A 15,426-nucleotide genomic window follows, 5' to 3' on the forward strand; every position below is an offset into this window, starting at 1 on the left:
AATCCTCCGAGCAGCAATTTCCTAGAAAAATGCCGGCACCCCCGAAAGGATGCCGGCAGACAGCAGATCACGCAGTTACCAATTGCCGGGCCAATGCGACCTCGACGGAATCACCATCCTGGTTCAGGACATCGAGCCCCGATTCGGGTACATCGCCCGAAGTGGACTGCGAGACCATGATCTTCTTGGCCATCAGCTCCAGGCAGGTCATCTGCGAGGAGCCGGCGTAGCCCAGGTAGATCACGCGCACGGACAGCTTCTGCCCGATACGCCAAGAGCGGCGTGCCGCCTGCTGGAGCGAATACACGTTGTAGCCCGACTGCATGAACACGATCGTCGGAAACTCCAACAGGTCCAATCCCGTCTTGACAAGCTCGGGATTGGTGATGAGCACGTCGATGCCACGGTCCAACTGCTCGGCGATCCAGTCCTCGCGGCGGCTGGCATCCACGCTTGCGCGCAGTACCGCCACTTTGAAGCCTTCCTGCTCCAGCAATACCTTCAACCGGCTAGTCGTGTCGCGCGTGCCGGTATAGACCGTGTAGGCCAGAACCTTGCGGCCCTGTGCTTTCTCTTCCCTGCAGATGTCGATCAGCTCACGCTCCTTGGGGCTGATCTCGAACTCGTTGAACTGAGCCGGGACGAACGCCAAGGTATTGCGTGTGCGCGGATGCACCACGGTCTCCGACCGGAAGCAGCAGTCCGGCCAGGCCAGCAGCACGTTGAGGACCACACCCAGCAAGGTTGTATCGCGTCGCGCCAGAGCCTGTTTCAGCTCCGCGGTCAGCCGACCCGCCAGATCGCGGTAGGCCGCGGCTTGCGCCGTGTCCATCGCGACTTCACGGAACTCCTCGTCATACGGTGGCAGGACGTTGCCGCCGATGTCTCTGAGTTTGAGGAAGATCGTGAACGGCAGGATGCAGCGCAGCACGCCCTTGGGGCCGAAGCCCGGAGCTTTGACCGTTCTGACACTGACTTTCGTGCCTTTCGCGGTCTTGTGCGCCGTCCCGGTGCTCTCGGAATAAATGTCCTTCAGGACACCGTGATCGCGCATGAACGCCATCGCGGCCGAGGTCATGCTGCCGCTCGTGGTCGGGCGATAGCCGTCTTCGATCATCCGCCCGGGAAGGGCTCGGAACAGCAGGTGGAACAGATCGTCGCCGTAGCCGCCCATCAACGTGCCGGTCAGCAGTAAGGTCTTGCGAGCCTTCGCCGCCAGCACGCCCATGGCCTGGCCCTGGGCGCTGCCGCCGTTCTTGTACTCGTGGGCCTCGTCGGCGATGAGCAGGTCGAACGTGCCTTGCGGCAGGTAGTCGGGTAGGGACAAGCCATTGCTGGCCCATCCCCCCCTAAGAACCGTACGTGAGAGTTTCCCCTCATACGGCTCAAGCCTTTCAAAGCCCGCTTTCGCGAGCCGGCTTCACCACCTTGAGACCATTGACGTGGATCTGGTTATGACAGTTCGGATGCACCATCACGAGGTTGGTACTCCCGTCCTTTCCGCCATCGACCCGCCGGATGATGTGATGGACATGCCACCCCGACTCCTGCGTGATCAATTCGCCGCAGATTGGACAACGACGATCCTGATCCAACCAGAGGTTGATGAGCTTCTTCCTGCCCCTCAGCGAGTTCTGCATCTTGAGGCTCATACGCTCCTCAAAGTACGTTTCCCACATCGGGTCGAAGGGTTGGCCTCCAACTTGATTGGCCGGTGTCGCCGAATGGGCGTATCCGTTGCTTTCCGCAGTGACGTCAGGATCGGATTCCCGTCAGGGAACCTTTCGCCTGTCGCCGCCGCAAACACCCAGTTACGGGTGCCGACGGAATGGAAGTAGCGCTGTTTGATCCAGACGCTGCTCTTCTGCGGATGCCGACGAACGGCCCACTGCCACAACACACGCCAAATCTCGTGATCGACACGCGCGAACGTCGCTTTGGATACGACGTGCTGGTGATAATTCGCCCAGCCGCGGATCATTGGGTTGAGCATCCGAATCAGCCGAGGCTGATCCAGCGCCTTGTTGCCTTTGACCGCCGAGCGCACTTTCTCCAAGAAGGTCGCCACGTTCGCTTTCGACGGCTTGATCAACAGCTTGCCGTTGTACTTGCGCACGTTTTGTCCGAGGAAGTCGAAGCCGTCGTCGATGTGCGTGATCTTGGTCTTCTCGGGTGAGAGCGTGAGCCCCCGTTCCTGCATGAAGTCCTTGATGATCGGCATGACCTCCTGCTCCAGTAGCTCTTTCGAGCGTCCCGTCACAATGAAGTCGTCCGCATACCGCACATAGTTGACCATCAAACGGGTCTGTACACCGTTGGCGTACCGCTTTCTTCCGAACGCGGCATCCAGTTTGGCTTCCAGTCCGTCGAGGACGAGATTCGCCAGGGTTGGCGAGATGATGCCCCTTGCGGGGTACCGGCTTCGGTTGGAAAAAGTTGCCGATCTTCCATGTATCCAGCCTTGAGCCACTTCCTCAGAATCTCGCGATCCGTCGGTACATGACCCATAAGCCAGTCATGGCTGATGTTGTCGAAGCAGCCTTTGATGTCGCCTTCGAGAATCCATTGCGGAGCCACCTTCTTGGACAGCGTCGTGAAGCACTGTTCGATGGCGTCCGCCGTAGACCTTTCGGGTCGGAACCCAAACGAGCGTCCGTCCGCTGTGGTCTCGGCCACGGGTTCGAGAGCCAGCAGGTATAGCGCCTGCATCGCCCTGTCTTTCATGGTCGGGATACCCAGCGGCCGCATCTTCCCATTGGTTTTGGGAATATAGACACGCTTCAGCGGTTGGGGACGATACCCGCGCCGCTTGATTGACAACATGGCTTGAGACTTGGCTTCCGGGGTGGACCACGTGATGCCATCCACGCCCGGCGTCTTCTTGCCTTGGTTCTCGGTGACTCGTCTGACGGCCAATGCTTTGCCGCTGAACGAGTGGGTCAGAATCCATTGCAAGGCTTTCACCTTGCCGTGTTTCCCTTCCCGAGTCGCCTTTACGATACGCGCTTGGAGCCTTCGCACTTCACGGTGACACCTGGCCCAGTCGATGCTGTGCCAGTTGACCGATTCGTGTGAGGGCGCACCCGCGCAAGCAATTTCTTGCGTAGTCATCTGCAATTCCCTCTTGAAGAAGGTTAGACAAACTCTCTCGTAGAGAAAGACCAAGTGGAAGTCTGCCCGCTTTCGCGTGGGATGATGTTGCCTTGCGGCTCAACCCCTATCCGCCCCATTACAGGGCGGCATTCGCTTTCTCCACATTCCTTTACCCGCACCACCAACAGCATTCCTTACGGTCTGCCTGCCCCGAGGGGCAGCGATACGGGCTTACCGTGTTTTACCTGAGTAACGAGATGGGTTAGACCCTGCCTTTCCACCGGCGGTCATGATGTCCGTGTGCCCCCAAAACGGATAAAGGGCAACCGACCGCATACCTTTTGGTTCAAGCCTGTCAGCATCTTTGGCTTGTCATTCATAACGGTGTTTAACAGCAGTTCACTTTCGTTGGTCATACCACCCAGCCTAGCGCCGTACCCGCATTGATGCTCGCAGATAACGCCTTGCCTCACGGCGTTGGCGCGGCCCGAAGGCCCAGCTACATTGTCCCGGCAGCTTCACACAAGACCGTTATCAGTCCTGCATGTGCCGGTAGGCTACTGATGACGGAACACCAGGTTCCTCGCCGGGATTGCCCCCGTTGGAACAATTACTCAGACGACTTCACGTCGCACGCGCTTGATGAACTCGGACGGTTGATAGCCGCCCTCGCCAAAACCGAACTCCATGTTGGCCATCGCACGTTCCATGCGCGTGGCTTGACGGTCGGAAAACACCAGCTCGCCGTTGCCGTCCATGAGGTTGATGAACTCATGGATGTTGTCGCCCAGCATCGACGCCAGGAACCCGTCGCCGAACTTCTGCATCAGCTTCTGCGCGGTGACTTCCCCGATCGTCGGGATGCGCTTCAACGCTTTCAGCACGGCCGAGGACTGGTCGCTGCCGGACAGGCTGCGCGGGCGGATCAATGTCCACAGGGGCGCGGCGCAATGGCTGCACTTCCTGCGGTACTCCTCGGCTTCGAGCGCGACCGGGTTGACCGGCTCGCCGTCGAGGTCGGTGATGACCGTGCCGCAGTCAGGGCACGCTGCCACGTCGCCATGGCGGGTGCGCCGCGTGGTGAAGACAGGCTTCCAGTGGAATCCCATCCGCATCCTGACGCGCCCCAGGACAAAGAACTCCTGGCCCGTGGGCTGCACACCCAACTGCTCGCGCAGCTTGATGAGCTTGACCAGCGTGTCCGGGCCGTTGAGCACCCAGACCTTGGCGCCTGCCACCGTCTCCTGGATCTCGCGCCGCCACTTGTAGACCAGGTGCGGTGGAGAAAGAACCAGGGTACGGCGATAGCCTTCGGCGTTGAGCACGGCGGCTGTGGCGATACCAACGGTCGTTTTGCCGCAACCCATCTCGCCGTTGACGATCGCGGCGTGTTCGCCACGGTCGATCAGCAGCTCGGCGGCGGCATGGACGACTTCGGCTTGGGCTTGGAATAGCTTGCGTTTGAGGCTGGCGACGACGAGTTGACGATGCGCCTGCGGCTGGCCGGTATAGACCGGCGGATTGGCGCTGTTGAGGGCGTCGAGCAGTTCGTCGCCGAACTCGCCGACAAAATCCTGAAGGCTCAGGGTCAGAGGGTTGGATTCCGCGTCGAGCAGTTCGCCCTGTACGGGCGTGGCTTCGGCGGTAGTGTTTTCGAGATCGAGGGACATGGTGATGCTCCAAAGAAAATGGGGCATGCACCACCCCCAAAGGGGCAATGGCCTGCCCCAGGGTGGGAAGATCAATCGGCACACGGCCGACGGTGGATGGAAAACGCAGGCGCTGGCGGCCTGCTGGTGAAATGTGCTTAGTCTTCGGACGGCAGCACGATGGATGTGAGATGGCGTTTCGCATCGGTGACGATGCGAATGCGCAGCGCACGATGAATCACGTAGTGCGATTCCAGCAAAGCACCCGATTGAAGTGCGATGCCGTTGGCTTGCCATTGCCCGTCGCTGACGTCCCCCCAGTCGCCACGGACATGGCGACGGAAGTACGGAATCGGGTCAAGACGACCGGCGCGGACCAGGCGGTCGATACCTTCGCTGAGGATGAGTGCACCTACCGGAAACAGCAGGTCCTGGCAGTAGGTTTCGATGTGTCGGGATGCCATGGATTCCTCCTTGATGGATTCATTGAGCCACGACACCCCTGGCGGAGTGAAGTGGCTCCGTCAGGTGACTGGGATGACGATGGGTGACTTCAGATCATGTCGCGCTCTTCGGGAAGCTGGACAACCGTGGTCTGGTGGTCTTCGCTGGTCTTGACGATCAGAACCAGCTCCGGCGTGATCCGGTAGTAGGAGATCATCAGGTTGTCCTGTTGGAGTGCGACGTCGTTGGCCTTGCGGGTGGCCTTGTCGATCTCGCCCCAGTCACCGCGCACATGGCGCTGGACATAGGTCAAGGGGTCGATCAGGCCTTTGCGGGCCAACCAATGCACCTTCTCGCTCAACTTCAGCGAGCCCGGTGCGAACAACGGTTGCTTCTGCGGCGCGGGCCGCTTGAACGGATTTGGGAACATGGTGTTTCTCCTTCGATGTGGTACAGCAGGACAGCAGCGCGTCCGGTGGATTAACGAATGGTCAAGACGTCGCCCCGTGTCGGGGAGCCAGGCGTCATGTCCCACGCGCGGATGACAGGTACGAACTTGTCGGTGAGGATGCGGGTCTCGGCGATGGAGCCGTCTTCGCGTTCGGTGAATTCCCGCTGGAGCGTCTTGTCCTTGTGGGTGTCACCTTTGACGACGAGCACGCGCCCCGTCTTGGAGCGCACAACCCCCGAGATCGCGCCTGCGGCCAGAGCCAGGGCGAGATGCCAGTGGGACAAGGCCCGCGCCGGTGGACGCAGCGACTGCTGCGCGGCCCCCAGGTGCGTGTCCTGCGACGGCCAGAGGCCTTGCAGCCTGCCAACCTCGTCGGCGAACTGCTCGGGCTCCATCGTCACGCGGAAGAAATGCTCCGGCTCGGCCGGACTGGCGGGGACGATGTACGGCAGGAACGGCCATTCGCTCGGCAGTTCGTCAGCTTCGATCTCGCCTTGCCCAACCTGCAGCAGCAGATTGCGCACGGCCTTGACGCCATCCGAGGCCTGCTCGCGCTGGCGCACCCGCCGGCCGAAGATCACAACTTGCTTGAACTGCGTCTCCACCGCTCGGTAGATGCGCAGGTCGGTGTAGTGGCGCGTCAGCCAGCCGACCAGCTCCGCGTCGAGCACGTAGCCGGGGACGATGAAGACCAGCACGCCGCCGTATTGCAGCAACGACAAACTGCGCTGGTAGAACAGTTTTTCGAGGCGGGCACGACCCTGGCCCTGATAGCCGATGTTGCCGTTGACGTCCTTGGACAGGTCGCCATACGGCGGGTTGAGCCAGAGCAGTCCGAACGACTGCTTGGAGACCATCGTGTCCATCAGGTCCGCGTGCAGGCAGTGATCGACCAGGCCGCGGGCATGGCGTGCCCGCTCCGCGTCGAACTCAACGGCGAACGCCTTGGCCTGCTCGCGCCCGAGGGCGTGGGCGGCTTCGGCGATCGCTACGCCTTCGCCGGCGCAGGGATCGAGGATGCACATCGGCCCGTCGCTGGGCATCAGTGCGTTGAGGGCTCTTTCGAGCGTGGGTTCATCAGTCGGGAAATACCCGTTCTTCACGAAATTGCGGGCAAGCCGCGGGAACATGAGGGCCATGGAAGTCTCCTGGTTGGCGGGGATGAAAGACGGAAGCACACCAAGGCGTGCCTCCGAGGGTGGGTCAGGCCGCTACCACTTCCGGCGTCCAGATCTTGGCCGGGTATGGATAGGCGGTGAGCACGTCACTGCGGATCAGGGAGCCCAGCGCCAGGGTCAGCGTCGGCACGTCGATGGCGAGCCGATGGCCTTCCAGCGGCCCGAGGGCGAACGGAAGGCGGCCCAGCATCTCGCGGCTTTGCAGCAGTTCCAGCACGGTCTCGCGCCAGTGGTCGAGCAGCGGCAACGGGCACGTGTCCCGCACCAGCGTCCACAGGCGGTCAAGCCTGTGGGCGCTGTCGCGTGGCAGCAATGCCAGCGCGCTGGCGTTGGCCTTGTCGGGCTTGACGCAGCGCCGGTCGAACAGCCACACGTTGGACAGCGAACCGAACAGCGTTCGCCGGTAGGCGCGCGTGATGCGCTTTTCCAGGCGATCGACGTTGCCGATGAACACCGGGACGCTGCCGCCCTGGTCGGTGATGACGTGAAACTGGTCCAGTCCCTGCTCGTCGCGCCCAAGGGTCAGGCGAGCGAGGAACTGCTGGACGGCGGTGTCCCGCGCCCAGATCGACAGGAAGATCAGGTTGCCCTGGTCGTCGCCGACGCAGGCGTCGGCCATCACATCCGGGCATTCGTCGATGCGGTACAGCGTGGTGGAAGAAGTGTGTGCGGGCATGGTGGTGTCCTCGGATGAACGGGAACAGCACCGCCCGCTGGGGCAAGTGCTGCCCCTGGGGGTGGAAGAAAACCGCTCAGTCCGGCTCGAACTGCCGGGTGTGCGGGTTGAAGTGAAGCACCTCGTCCACCGCGGTGATCGGCGTGAAGCCGTCCAGGTAGATGTTGTTGAGGTACTGGTCGCGGTAGGTCAGTGCCTGCCGCGCCTGTTTCTCGGTGAGGCCGTTGTCGATGAAGTACGCCAGCATCTCCTCGTCGGAGGACACTTCGTCGTTGGACAAACTCCCTTCAACGAGCGCCAGCAGCGAGGGGGAGAGCGCAGCGAGGATCAGGTCCATGTCGGTTCCTCCTGGCTCAGACCATCAGCGTTGCGGCGGGTGCCGTGACAGCCGTGGGTGTGCGTCGCCGAGCGTGGTAGGCGCGAACGCCTGCACGCCATTCGGCAGACTGCTCCGGTGCAAGGTCCAGATAGGACAGCGGGCACGAGTAGTAGTACGGGTGCATGGACTCGTCCAGCGGCTTGTAACCCCACTGGCCGCCGCTGCGTTCAAGCAGATCGCAGCGGATGTAGCGCAGGGATTGGCCCGGCGCGAGATCACGATGTACGCCTTCGACCTTGGCCGTCACTTCCGCGACAGACCAGAGGACGTTGCCGCGCAGCGCGTGGGCGATGACCTTGACGCTGGCGCGCTCGGTCTCTTGCGGTGCGATCAGTTCCGCGATCAGTTCAGACCGCGATTGGGGTGAGAAATACCAGCCCATGAGAGGCCTCCTGGAAAAGTAGAGCCGGAGGCCTCCCCACGGGGAGGGCCTCCCGGCGGGTGATGAAAAGCCGCAGGTGCGGCGAAGGAACCTATGCTTTGCCCTTAGTCCCAGTCGTCATCGTCGCGATCACAACCGGCCGGGCAGTAGCCGAACTCGATCCCATGCGAGCAATAGCCATGCTCCGCATTCCAGTCCTGGGCTTCCTGCCGCTCGGCGGGTGTTGCGTAGTCCCATTCGTGGGCTGCGATTTCCAGGGCCTGAGCTCGCTGGCTTTCCGGCAACCGACTAGCTTGCGCGTCGATCTCCGAACTGAAAAGCGTGACCCAATGATCCCAGGACAGGCCGCAACCACGCTGGGCGTGCTCGGCGGCTGTCTTGCAAACAGCTCGCCATGCGGATTCATCCAGCGCGGAACGGGGTACATCGAAAGCGATGGTGGACATGATGGAGACCTCCAGAAAATGGCCGAGGCCTCCCCCGCAGGGGGAAGGAACCCCGGCGGGTGGATGAAGAACACCGCGGATGCGGCGTCTGCGATCACGCAGGTTGCAGTTCGGCCTGACGGCTCCACTCCTGCGTCTTGAAGTCCAACGCAAAACCCAGTTCGCCCAGGCGGGCGATCTGCGCGCGCAGGGCGCGGCGGTCGATGGTCGAATCCAATTTCACGGACTCGCCCAGCGGCCACAGCAGACCGAACAGAGCGGCGTCGCCATCTTCGGTGCTGCCGGGGGCAGCCGCCGCAGCGGGCGTCGGCGCATCCACACCGAAGGGCGTGGTATCGACCAGAGGATCCGCCGACGCCTGCACGGGTGCGTGCTTGGCGGGCGTGGAGGCCTTGGCAGACTTGGCCGGCGTTGCTGCAGGCTGCGTCCCCAGCTCTTCATCGAGTGGATCGACGTCCTGGGTGGCGAAGCTTCGGGCTTCGTCGCGGCTCAGTTTGTCGATTCCGTTGAGCGTCATTCCGTCCAGGTTGGCGCGGATCTCGAACCGCATGCCGTCGCCGACCGGATAGGACTTCGGGAAGATGTAGCGGATGATGAATTCCCCGTCGTATTTTCCTTCGGGGTACTGCTCCAGCTCCGCATCCTTGACCGCGAACTTGCCGATGGGGGTGACAAGGCGGCCGACGGTGAACGGGCCGTTCTTGCCGCGTATGGTGCGCAGCGTGAGCTGGCCCGGAACAATGATGGGCGATACCGATTGCTCGGGCGCCGATGTGGTTGCCATGTTGGTTCTCCTGATGACGAATAGCGGGCCGCCGACGGCGCCCGGTGGATGAGAGGAAATGGACCTCACCCGAGCTGGGCGAGGTCCGCTTGGCATCACGCCTTGAGCTGGCGCATGCCTTCGGCCAGCAGCCACAACGCCCGGTTCAGGCGCAGGTTCTGGTCGATTCCTTGCACCGGACGGGTGCGTTGATTGCGGCCATTGGCCGAGCGTCCGTTCAGGCCCCCTTTGACTAGGTTCTCCTGGACGCGGTTGAAGACGGCCCACAGGTCGTTCTTGCGGTCGTCCCAGCGCCTGGGCGCCAGAAGTTGGCTCTCCGTGACAGGGGTGGACTTGGCCGGGTCGTCGTACTTGAGTGCGAGCGCGGAATTCGCAAAGATTTCCGCTTCGCCCTCATCGAGGGTGATGGTGCGCATCGCATCGCGCGCGTCCTGCACGCGCTCGAAGCCTTCGAGAACCTCGTAGGCACCTTCGATCACCTGGCTTGCCACGTCGCCCTTGTGAGGAACGCGGATGTCTGCGGTGGTGTCACCGCAAACCAGGCCGTTGTGGCAGACGAACCGGAACATGCCGGCGAGCATCTGATAGCTGCTCGTGCCGTCATGGCTGTTGAGCAGGATGATCTCGTTCGCCTCGTCGCCGTTGATCTGGCTTGCATGGCGAAGTCGGATGAGGTGCTTCGTGTACTCGCGCCGATCCTCGTTGCGCACGCGCGTCTGACACACCATGAAGGGCTCGAAGCCCTCCTGGCGCAGCTTGGTCAGCACGGTCGAGGTCGGTATGTAGGCATACCGATCGGACCGGCTCCCATGTGGAGCGTCGGCGAAGATCGACGGAACGACGGCACGAATGCGGTCGTCCGAGAGTGGGCGATCAGAGCGCAGGATCGGGGATTGCGGAGCAAAACGGGATGCCAGAGACATGGCTGATCTCCTTTGAGAAATGCGGTAACCGCGCGGTCGTGTGACCACGCGGGACTCGGGGGATGAAAAGACGCAAGCACCTTTGGCGTCTTGGGGACGCGGCGGATGCTAGGGAGGAGAAGCGACAAGGCCCCATGAGGGGCCATGCCGGATCAAAACGAAGCGACCAAGGCCGGCTCCTGCTCCTCGACTTCACCCTCGGGCTCGCGCTCGGCGGACTCGACGGGTAGGTCGGAAACGGCGTCGGCGGCAGTGTCGATGGCGTTGTCGGCTTCGGGCGCGGGTGCGTCCTCCACCGTTGGCGCCTCGGCTTGCGCCTGGCTCATCGGATAGACCTGGGTGCCATCGATCTTGATCAGACCGATGTGGATCAGCGTCGACTCCAGGCTTGCGGCCGGTGCCCCAGCGTGCTCGCCCTTGGTACGGATGTACGGATCGATCTTCATGTCGTTGAGACGGAAGGCGATCAGCACCTTGCGATCCCCTTCGATGGCCTGCACGCATCGGCGAACCAGATGCTCGGCCCCGAGGGTGGCGACGATCGTGTCGAAGTACCGATATTCCGGTTCATCGACAGGTCCGGCCAATGCGGCGATGGAGCATGACAGGAACGGATCGCCATCCTTGGGGGTGACGTCCTTCGGACGGTTGAGGTAGCCGATGCCACGGGTAATCAGCTCGTGCTGCTCGATTGAAGCCAGTTCGGCCCGCTCGATCGGCTCGGCCTTGAGCAGTCGCGCCTTGAGGGACGCGGCGGCCTTGCCCTGGTTTTCGCCCTTGTCGCGGATGTACGCATCGCCCCACAGGTCACCGAGGCGAAAGCGCACCAGCGGGCGCTGCTTGGAATCGTCAACGCCGATGTAGCGCTGAACGAGCTTCTTGGCCTCGGCACCCGAGACCTTGACATCGAAGTAGCGGTAGCTGGGGTCCCTGGCGGGGCCGACCAATGCGGCGATGGTGCATGCCAGGAAGGGCTGCGCACGGCGGCCGCCCCTGACGGGCACTTCACGGACACGCTGGATGTAGCCGATGCCCGATGTGTGGAGGTCGAAATACGATTTCTCGTTGGACGTGGTGTTCATGGTGAATCTCCATTGGGAAAAGCGGAGACACACCGGCCCACGCATGCGGGGAAGGTGCGTGACCCCGCGGTGGGTTGATAAGGCGAAAGCATCCGCCACCAGAGGCTGGTGGCCGCTCGCGGAAGGATGCGGTGCGAGCTGGCTCGGTCACGCAGTGGGAACTGCGCCGCAACCTCGAAGACCGATGGTTGCCTGGCATGTCGCTGACGACGTCAGCAGGCATGGGGCCAGCATGGCGGGGCCTCGCGCGCGCGGCAGCAATCAATCGGCACCCGGGCGCTTCCCTTTGTCCGCGCCACCCGGCGCCTGTCACAGGCACTTGGCGCCGCGCAGGTGCTCGGGGGTATCGGCGCGCGGACGGCCGGGACGGCTCCAGGCGCCGCCACCGCGCGCGCCGATCAGCCGCCAGCCGGCGGCGCGCAGGCTGGCGCCACCTTCGTCGGGCATGGTGTAGGTGAGCAGGCGTATGTAGCCCAGCGCCCTTGCCGCCTGCCAGGCCGCGCCGTAGAGCTTGCTGCAGGCGCTGGGTGTGCCGTCGGTGCACAGCCGCGTGACTTCCAGCGTCCAGGTGCCGCGCGACCGGGCGGCCGACAATGGCCACGCCGTGGATCAGGTCGCTGTCGCTCAGCGTGACGGCCAGGGCGAACTTCGCGCCCTGGACCGGGCGGTGGTGGCGATGGTGCGACAGAACGAATGCATTGGCCGTGCGCAGCGACACCGGTAGGAGGTGCAGCCTCGGCGAGGTCGATGGCGTGTTCATGCGGTTGTCTCCGGTGGCATGCCGGCGTTGTGGCCGGCGGGGCGTGCCTCGGCGGCTGGAGACAAACGCGCACGCGCGGCGATGGCGGCGGTGCGAACAAAAGAAGGCCCCCGATGCGGGGGCTGCGAGGCGGTTGCCGCGTCAGGCGGGAGGCACCACTGCTAAGGACAGGTGCGTGGCGGTGGCGGAAAGCACGAGATCGTCCGCCGAGTGCTGGAGGCGCGTGAACAGGCCGTCCTTCGGGTCGAAATACTCCGCGAAGTCATCGCCGCCCAGCTCGCGGCCGGCGAGGTGCCACCAGTCATCGAACGGGTCGGTGTCCGGGTTGCATCCGACGGCGTAGGCGAGCAGTGCCTGGCGCCCATCCGGGCGACGCTCCCCACGCTCGGCGAGGAAGTACACGCCCTGATCCTTGACCAGGACAATGCGGCACTGATTGGGGACGTCTCAGAAAACGGAAAAAATCGTACGCTAAGCCGGTTGCAGCGGTCGTAGCGGCCTGAACTTGCCCGCGCCGATCTTGGCGCTGCTGCGCCAGAGGTAATCGCCGGTCAGGTTGATGTGCTCCCAGCCCAGCGGCGACAGGTACTGCAACAGGGCGTCATCGACAGTCTGGCCGTGACCGCGTAAGGCGTTTGAGGCCCGTTCCAGATAGACCGTGTTCCACAACACTATGGCCGCCGTCACCAGGTTGAGGCCGCTGGCCCGGTAGCGCTGCTGCTCGAAACTGCGGTCGCGGATTTCGCCCAGCCGGTTGAAGAACACGGCGCGGGCTAGCGCGTTGCGGGCTTCGCCCTTGTTCAGTCCGGCATGCACGCGGCGGCGCAGCTCGACGCTTTGCAGCCAGTCCAGGATGAACAGCGTTCGCTCGATGCGGCCCAGCTCGCGCAGCGCCACGGCCAGGCCGTTCTGGCGCGGGTAGCTGCCGAGTTTCCTGAGCATCAGCGAGGCCGTCACCGTGCCCTGCTTGATCGAGGTGGCCAGCCGCACCTTGGCGTTGATCGCCTTGCCGGACGCCTGGAACTGCTGCTGATGCTTGTGCTTGGCAGCGTTGAACAGCTTGCCCAGGATGCGGTCGTGCAGGTCGATGATTTCGTCGGTGACGGTGGCCATGCCCTCGATGGCGAGCGCACCAGGGTCGCGTAGCGGCGCTGTGCCTCGAACTTGGCCAGATCGGCGGGCGTCATCTGGCCGCCTTCGCGGGCGATCTTGAGCAGGCGGTTCTGGTGCACCGACCGCTCGATGCCGGAAGGCAGGTCGAGCGCCTGCCAGGCTTTGAGGCGCTCGATGTGTTCGAGTATGTGGCGGGAGTTCGGCTTGACGGGCGACTGGCGCAGCCAGGCCAGCCAGGTCGTCTTGCCGTTGTCGTGGCGCTTGAGCAGATCGTCGAGGCGGTGCCGGTGGGTGGCCGACAGGGGATCGGACAAGGCCGCGTAGATGCGGCGGTTGGCGCGGCTGTAGGCGTTCATCGAACACCTCCCTTTTCCTCATCCGGCGCAACAGGACAGTTGCTTCACGTCCTTGTTGAAGGTCTGCGCCGCGAGCTTCAGTCCCTCGACCATGGTCAGGTAGGGGAACAACTGGTCGGCCAGCTCCTGCACGGTCATCCGGTGGCGGATCGCCAGCGCGGCCGTCTGGATCAGTTCGCCCGCTTCCGGCGCGACCGCCTGTACGCCGATCAGCCGCCCTGAGCCAGCTTCCGCCACCAGCTTGATGAAGCCGCGCGTGTCGAAGTTGGCGAGCGCCCTCGGCACGTTGTCGAGCGTCAGCAGCCGGCTGTCGGTCTCGATGCCGTCGTGGTGCGCTTCCGCCTCGCTGTAGCCCACGGTCGCCACCTGCGGATCGGTGAACACCACCGCCGGCATCGCCGTCAGGTCCAGCGCCGCGTCGCCGCCGGTCATGTTGATCGCGGCGCGCGTGCCGGCCGCCGCCGCCACATAGACGAACTGCGGCTGGTCGGTGCAGTCGCCGGCAGCAAAGATGTGCGGTGCGCTCGTGCGCATGGCGCGGTCGATGACGATGGCTCCCTGCGCATTGACTTCGACGCCTGCCGCTTCAAGGTTCAGGCTGCGCGTGTTCGGCGCGCGACCGGTGGCGACCAGCAGCTTGTCGGCGCGCACTTCCCCCTGCCCGGTGGTGAGCACGAATTCCCCGCCCGCATAGGCAACGTGGCTCGCCTGGGTGTGGTCCAGCACCTCGATGCCCTCGGCGCGGAAGGCGTCTGTTACGGCTTCCCCGATGGCCGGGTCTTCTCGGAAGAACAGCGTGCTGCGCGCCAGGATCGTGACCTGGCTGCCCAGCCGGGCGAAGGCTTGCGCCAACTCGACCGCCACCACGGAGGAACCAATCACGGCCAGCCGCTCGGGGAGCGAGCTGCTTTCCAGCGCCTCGGTGGAGGTCCAGTGGGGTGTGTCCGCAAGGCCCGGGATTGGCGGAAGCGCCGGGCTCGCGCCGGTGGCAATCAGGCAGCGGTCGAAGTTCACCTCGTGCGTGCCGCCGTCAGCGGTCGCCACGGTCAGCGTGCGCGTGTCCCTGAACCGGGCCTCGCCGCGCAGCACGGTGATGGCCGGAGTGCTTGCCAGGATGCCTTCGTACTTGGCATGGCGCAGCTCCTCGACGCGGCCTTGTTGCTGGGCCAGCAGCCGCTCGCGCAGTACAGCGGGCGCTGCGGCCGGCAGGCCAGCATCGAACGGGCTTTCGCGGCGCAGGTGGACGATGTGCGCGGCGCGGATCATGATCTTGGACGGCACGCAGCCGACATTGACGCAGGTGCCGCCGATGGTGCCGCGCTCGATCAGCGTGACGCGGGCGCCTTGCTCCACGGCCTTCAAGGCAGCCGCCATCGCCGCGCCGCCGCTGCCTATCACAGCCACGTGCAGCGCTTGTTCACCGCCAACATGCTTCGTTTCGCCACCGAGCCAGCCCAGCGCCTTGTCTAGCAGGCCGGCAGGCTTGTTCGGCGTGTCGGTAAGCCGTGCGCGATAGCCGAGCGTGGCCACTGCGGCAACCAGCGGGGCCACGCTCACGCCTGCATCCGCCTCGATTTCGGCCTGCCGCTGCGGATAGGACACCGAGGCCGCGCGCACGCCGGGCACGTTCGTCAAAGCCTGCTGGACGTGCTCGGCGCACGACGTGCAGGTCATGCCTTCGATGTGGAGGGTGATCGCCTCGGCCATGAT

Annotated in this window: 13 protein-coding genes and 5 pseudogenes; all 18 read right to left on the minus strand. The window is 63.9% G+C overall.

Translation table 11 applies throughout. The features are described from left to right. Nucleotides 1-67 precede the first annotated feature (67 nt). Nucleotides 68-1,312 (minus strand): annotated as a pseudogene (locus LE197_RS04825) (helicase-related protein); the annotation flags it as partial. Between the two features lie 82 nt (nt 1,313-1,394). Further along, nucleotides 1,395-3,111, minus strand: a pseudogene (gene ltrA / locus LE197_RS04830) (group II intron reverse transcriptase/maturase). Nucleotides 3,112-3,728: 617 nt separating this feature from the next. Continuing rightward, a pseudogene (locus tag LE197_RS04835) lies at nt 3,729-4,763 on the minus strand (DEAD/DEAH box helicase); the annotation flags it as partial. A gap of 137 nt (nt 4,764-4,900) precedes the next feature. Then, nucleotides 4,901-5,206, minus strand: coding sequence for a hypothetical protein (locus tag LE197_RS04840; protein ID WP_009876590.1), 306 nt, complete (start codon nt 5,204-5,206; stop codon nt 4,901-4,903). An 89-nt stretch (nt 5,207-5,295) separates the two neighbouring features. Beyond that, entirely contained in the window at nt 5,296-5,616 is a 321-nt protein-coding gene (locus LE197_RS04845) for a hypothetical protein (RefSeq protein WP_034200826.1), read from the minus strand. Between the two features lie 50 nt (nt 5,617-5,666). Beyond that, nucleotides 5,667-6,776, minus strand: coding sequence for a DUF6094 domain-containing protein (locus LE197_RS04850; protein ID WP_011871443.1), 1,110 nt, complete (start codon nt 6,774-6,776; stop codon nt 5,667-5,669). A gap of 64 nt (nt 6,777-6,840) precedes the next feature. Continuing rightward, on the minus strand, nt 6,841-7,491 hold the full coding sequence (locus LE197_RS04855; RefSeq protein WP_009876587.1) for a hypothetical protein: 651 nt from the start codon (nt 7,489-7,491) through the stop codon (nt 6,841-6,843). A 76-nt stretch (nt 7,492-7,567) separates the two neighbouring features. Next, on the minus strand, nt 7,568-7,828 hold the full coding sequence (locus LE197_RS04860; protein ID WP_034200825.1) for a hypothetical protein: 261 nt from the start codon (nt 7,826-7,828) through the stop codon (nt 7,568-7,570). A gap of 16 nt (nt 7,829-7,844) precedes the next feature. Continuing rightward, on the minus strand, nt 7,845-8,252 hold the full coding sequence (locus LE197_RS04865; RefSeq protein WP_009876585.1) for a hypothetical protein: 408 nt from the start codon (nt 8,250-8,252) through the stop codon (nt 7,845-7,847). Between the two features lie 104 nt (nt 8,253-8,356). Beyond that, nucleotides 8,357-8,698, minus strand: a complete 342-nt coding sequence (locus LE197_RS04870) for a hypothetical protein (protein ID WP_011871442.1) — start codon at nt 8,696-8,698, stop codon at nt 8,357-8,359. A gap of 94 nt (nt 8,699-8,792) precedes the next feature. Next, on the minus strand, nt 8,793-9,482 hold the full coding sequence (locus LE197_RS04875) for a DUF3275 family protein (protein WP_009876584.1): 690 nt from the start codon (nt 9,480-9,482) through the stop codon (nt 8,793-8,795). 95 nt (nt 9,483-9,577) lie between these two features. Beyond that, nucleotides 9,578-10,405 carry a DUF932 domain-containing protein gene (locus tag LE197_RS04880; protein ID WP_034200824.1) on the minus strand — a complete coding sequence of 276 codons (828 nt, stop codon included), beginning with the start codon at nt 10,403-10,405 and terminating at the stop codon, nt 9,578-9,580. A gap of 152 nt (nt 10,406-10,557) precedes the next feature. Next, entirely contained in the window at nt 10,558-11,487 is a 930-nt protein-coding gene (locus LE197_RS04885; protein ID WP_009876582.1) for a DUF3577 domain-containing protein, read from the minus strand. A gap of 309 nt (nt 11,488-11,796) precedes the next feature. Beyond that, nucleotides 11,797-12,247 (minus strand): annotated as a pseudogene (locus LE197_RS37235) (XF1762 family protein). A 141-nt stretch (nt 12,248-12,388) separates the two neighbouring features. Continuing rightward, nucleotides 12,389-12,673 carry a DUF3085 domain-containing protein gene (locus tag LE197_RS04895; RefSeq protein ID WP_031629745.1) on the minus strand — a complete coding sequence of 95 codons (285 nt, stop codon included), beginning with the start codon at nt 12,671-12,673 and terminating at the stop codon, nt 12,389-12,391. A gap of 45 nt (nt 12,674-12,718) precedes the next feature. Continuing rightward, a pseudogene (locus LE197_RS37240) lies at nt 12,719-13,237 on the minus strand (Tn3 family transposase); the annotation flags it as partial. Next, a complete protein-coding gene (locus tag LE197_RS37245) occupies nt 13,201-13,716 on the minus strand; it encodes a Tn3 family transposase (protein ID WP_003098931.1) in 516 nt (171 codons plus the stop codon). The pseudogene LE197_RS37240 and the gene LE197_RS37245, both read right to left, overlap by 37 nt. A gap of 18 nt (nt 13,717-13,734) precedes the next feature. After that, nucleotides 13,735-15,423 carry a mercury(II) reductase gene (gene merA / locus LE197_RS04905; protein WP_003098932.1) on the minus strand — a complete coding sequence of 563 codons (1,689 nt, stop codon included), beginning with the start codon at nt 15,421-15,423 and terminating at the stop codon, nt 13,735-13,737. Nucleotides 15,424-15,426 lie beyond the last annotated feature (3 nt).

The sequence above is a fragment of the Pseudomonas sp. PS1(2021) genome (genome assembly GCF_020405165.1).
In the GTDB taxonomy this organism is placed as follows: domain Bacteria; phylum Pseudomonadota; class Gammaproteobacteria; order Pseudomonadales; family Pseudomonadaceae; genus Pseudomonas; species Pseudomonas aeruginosa.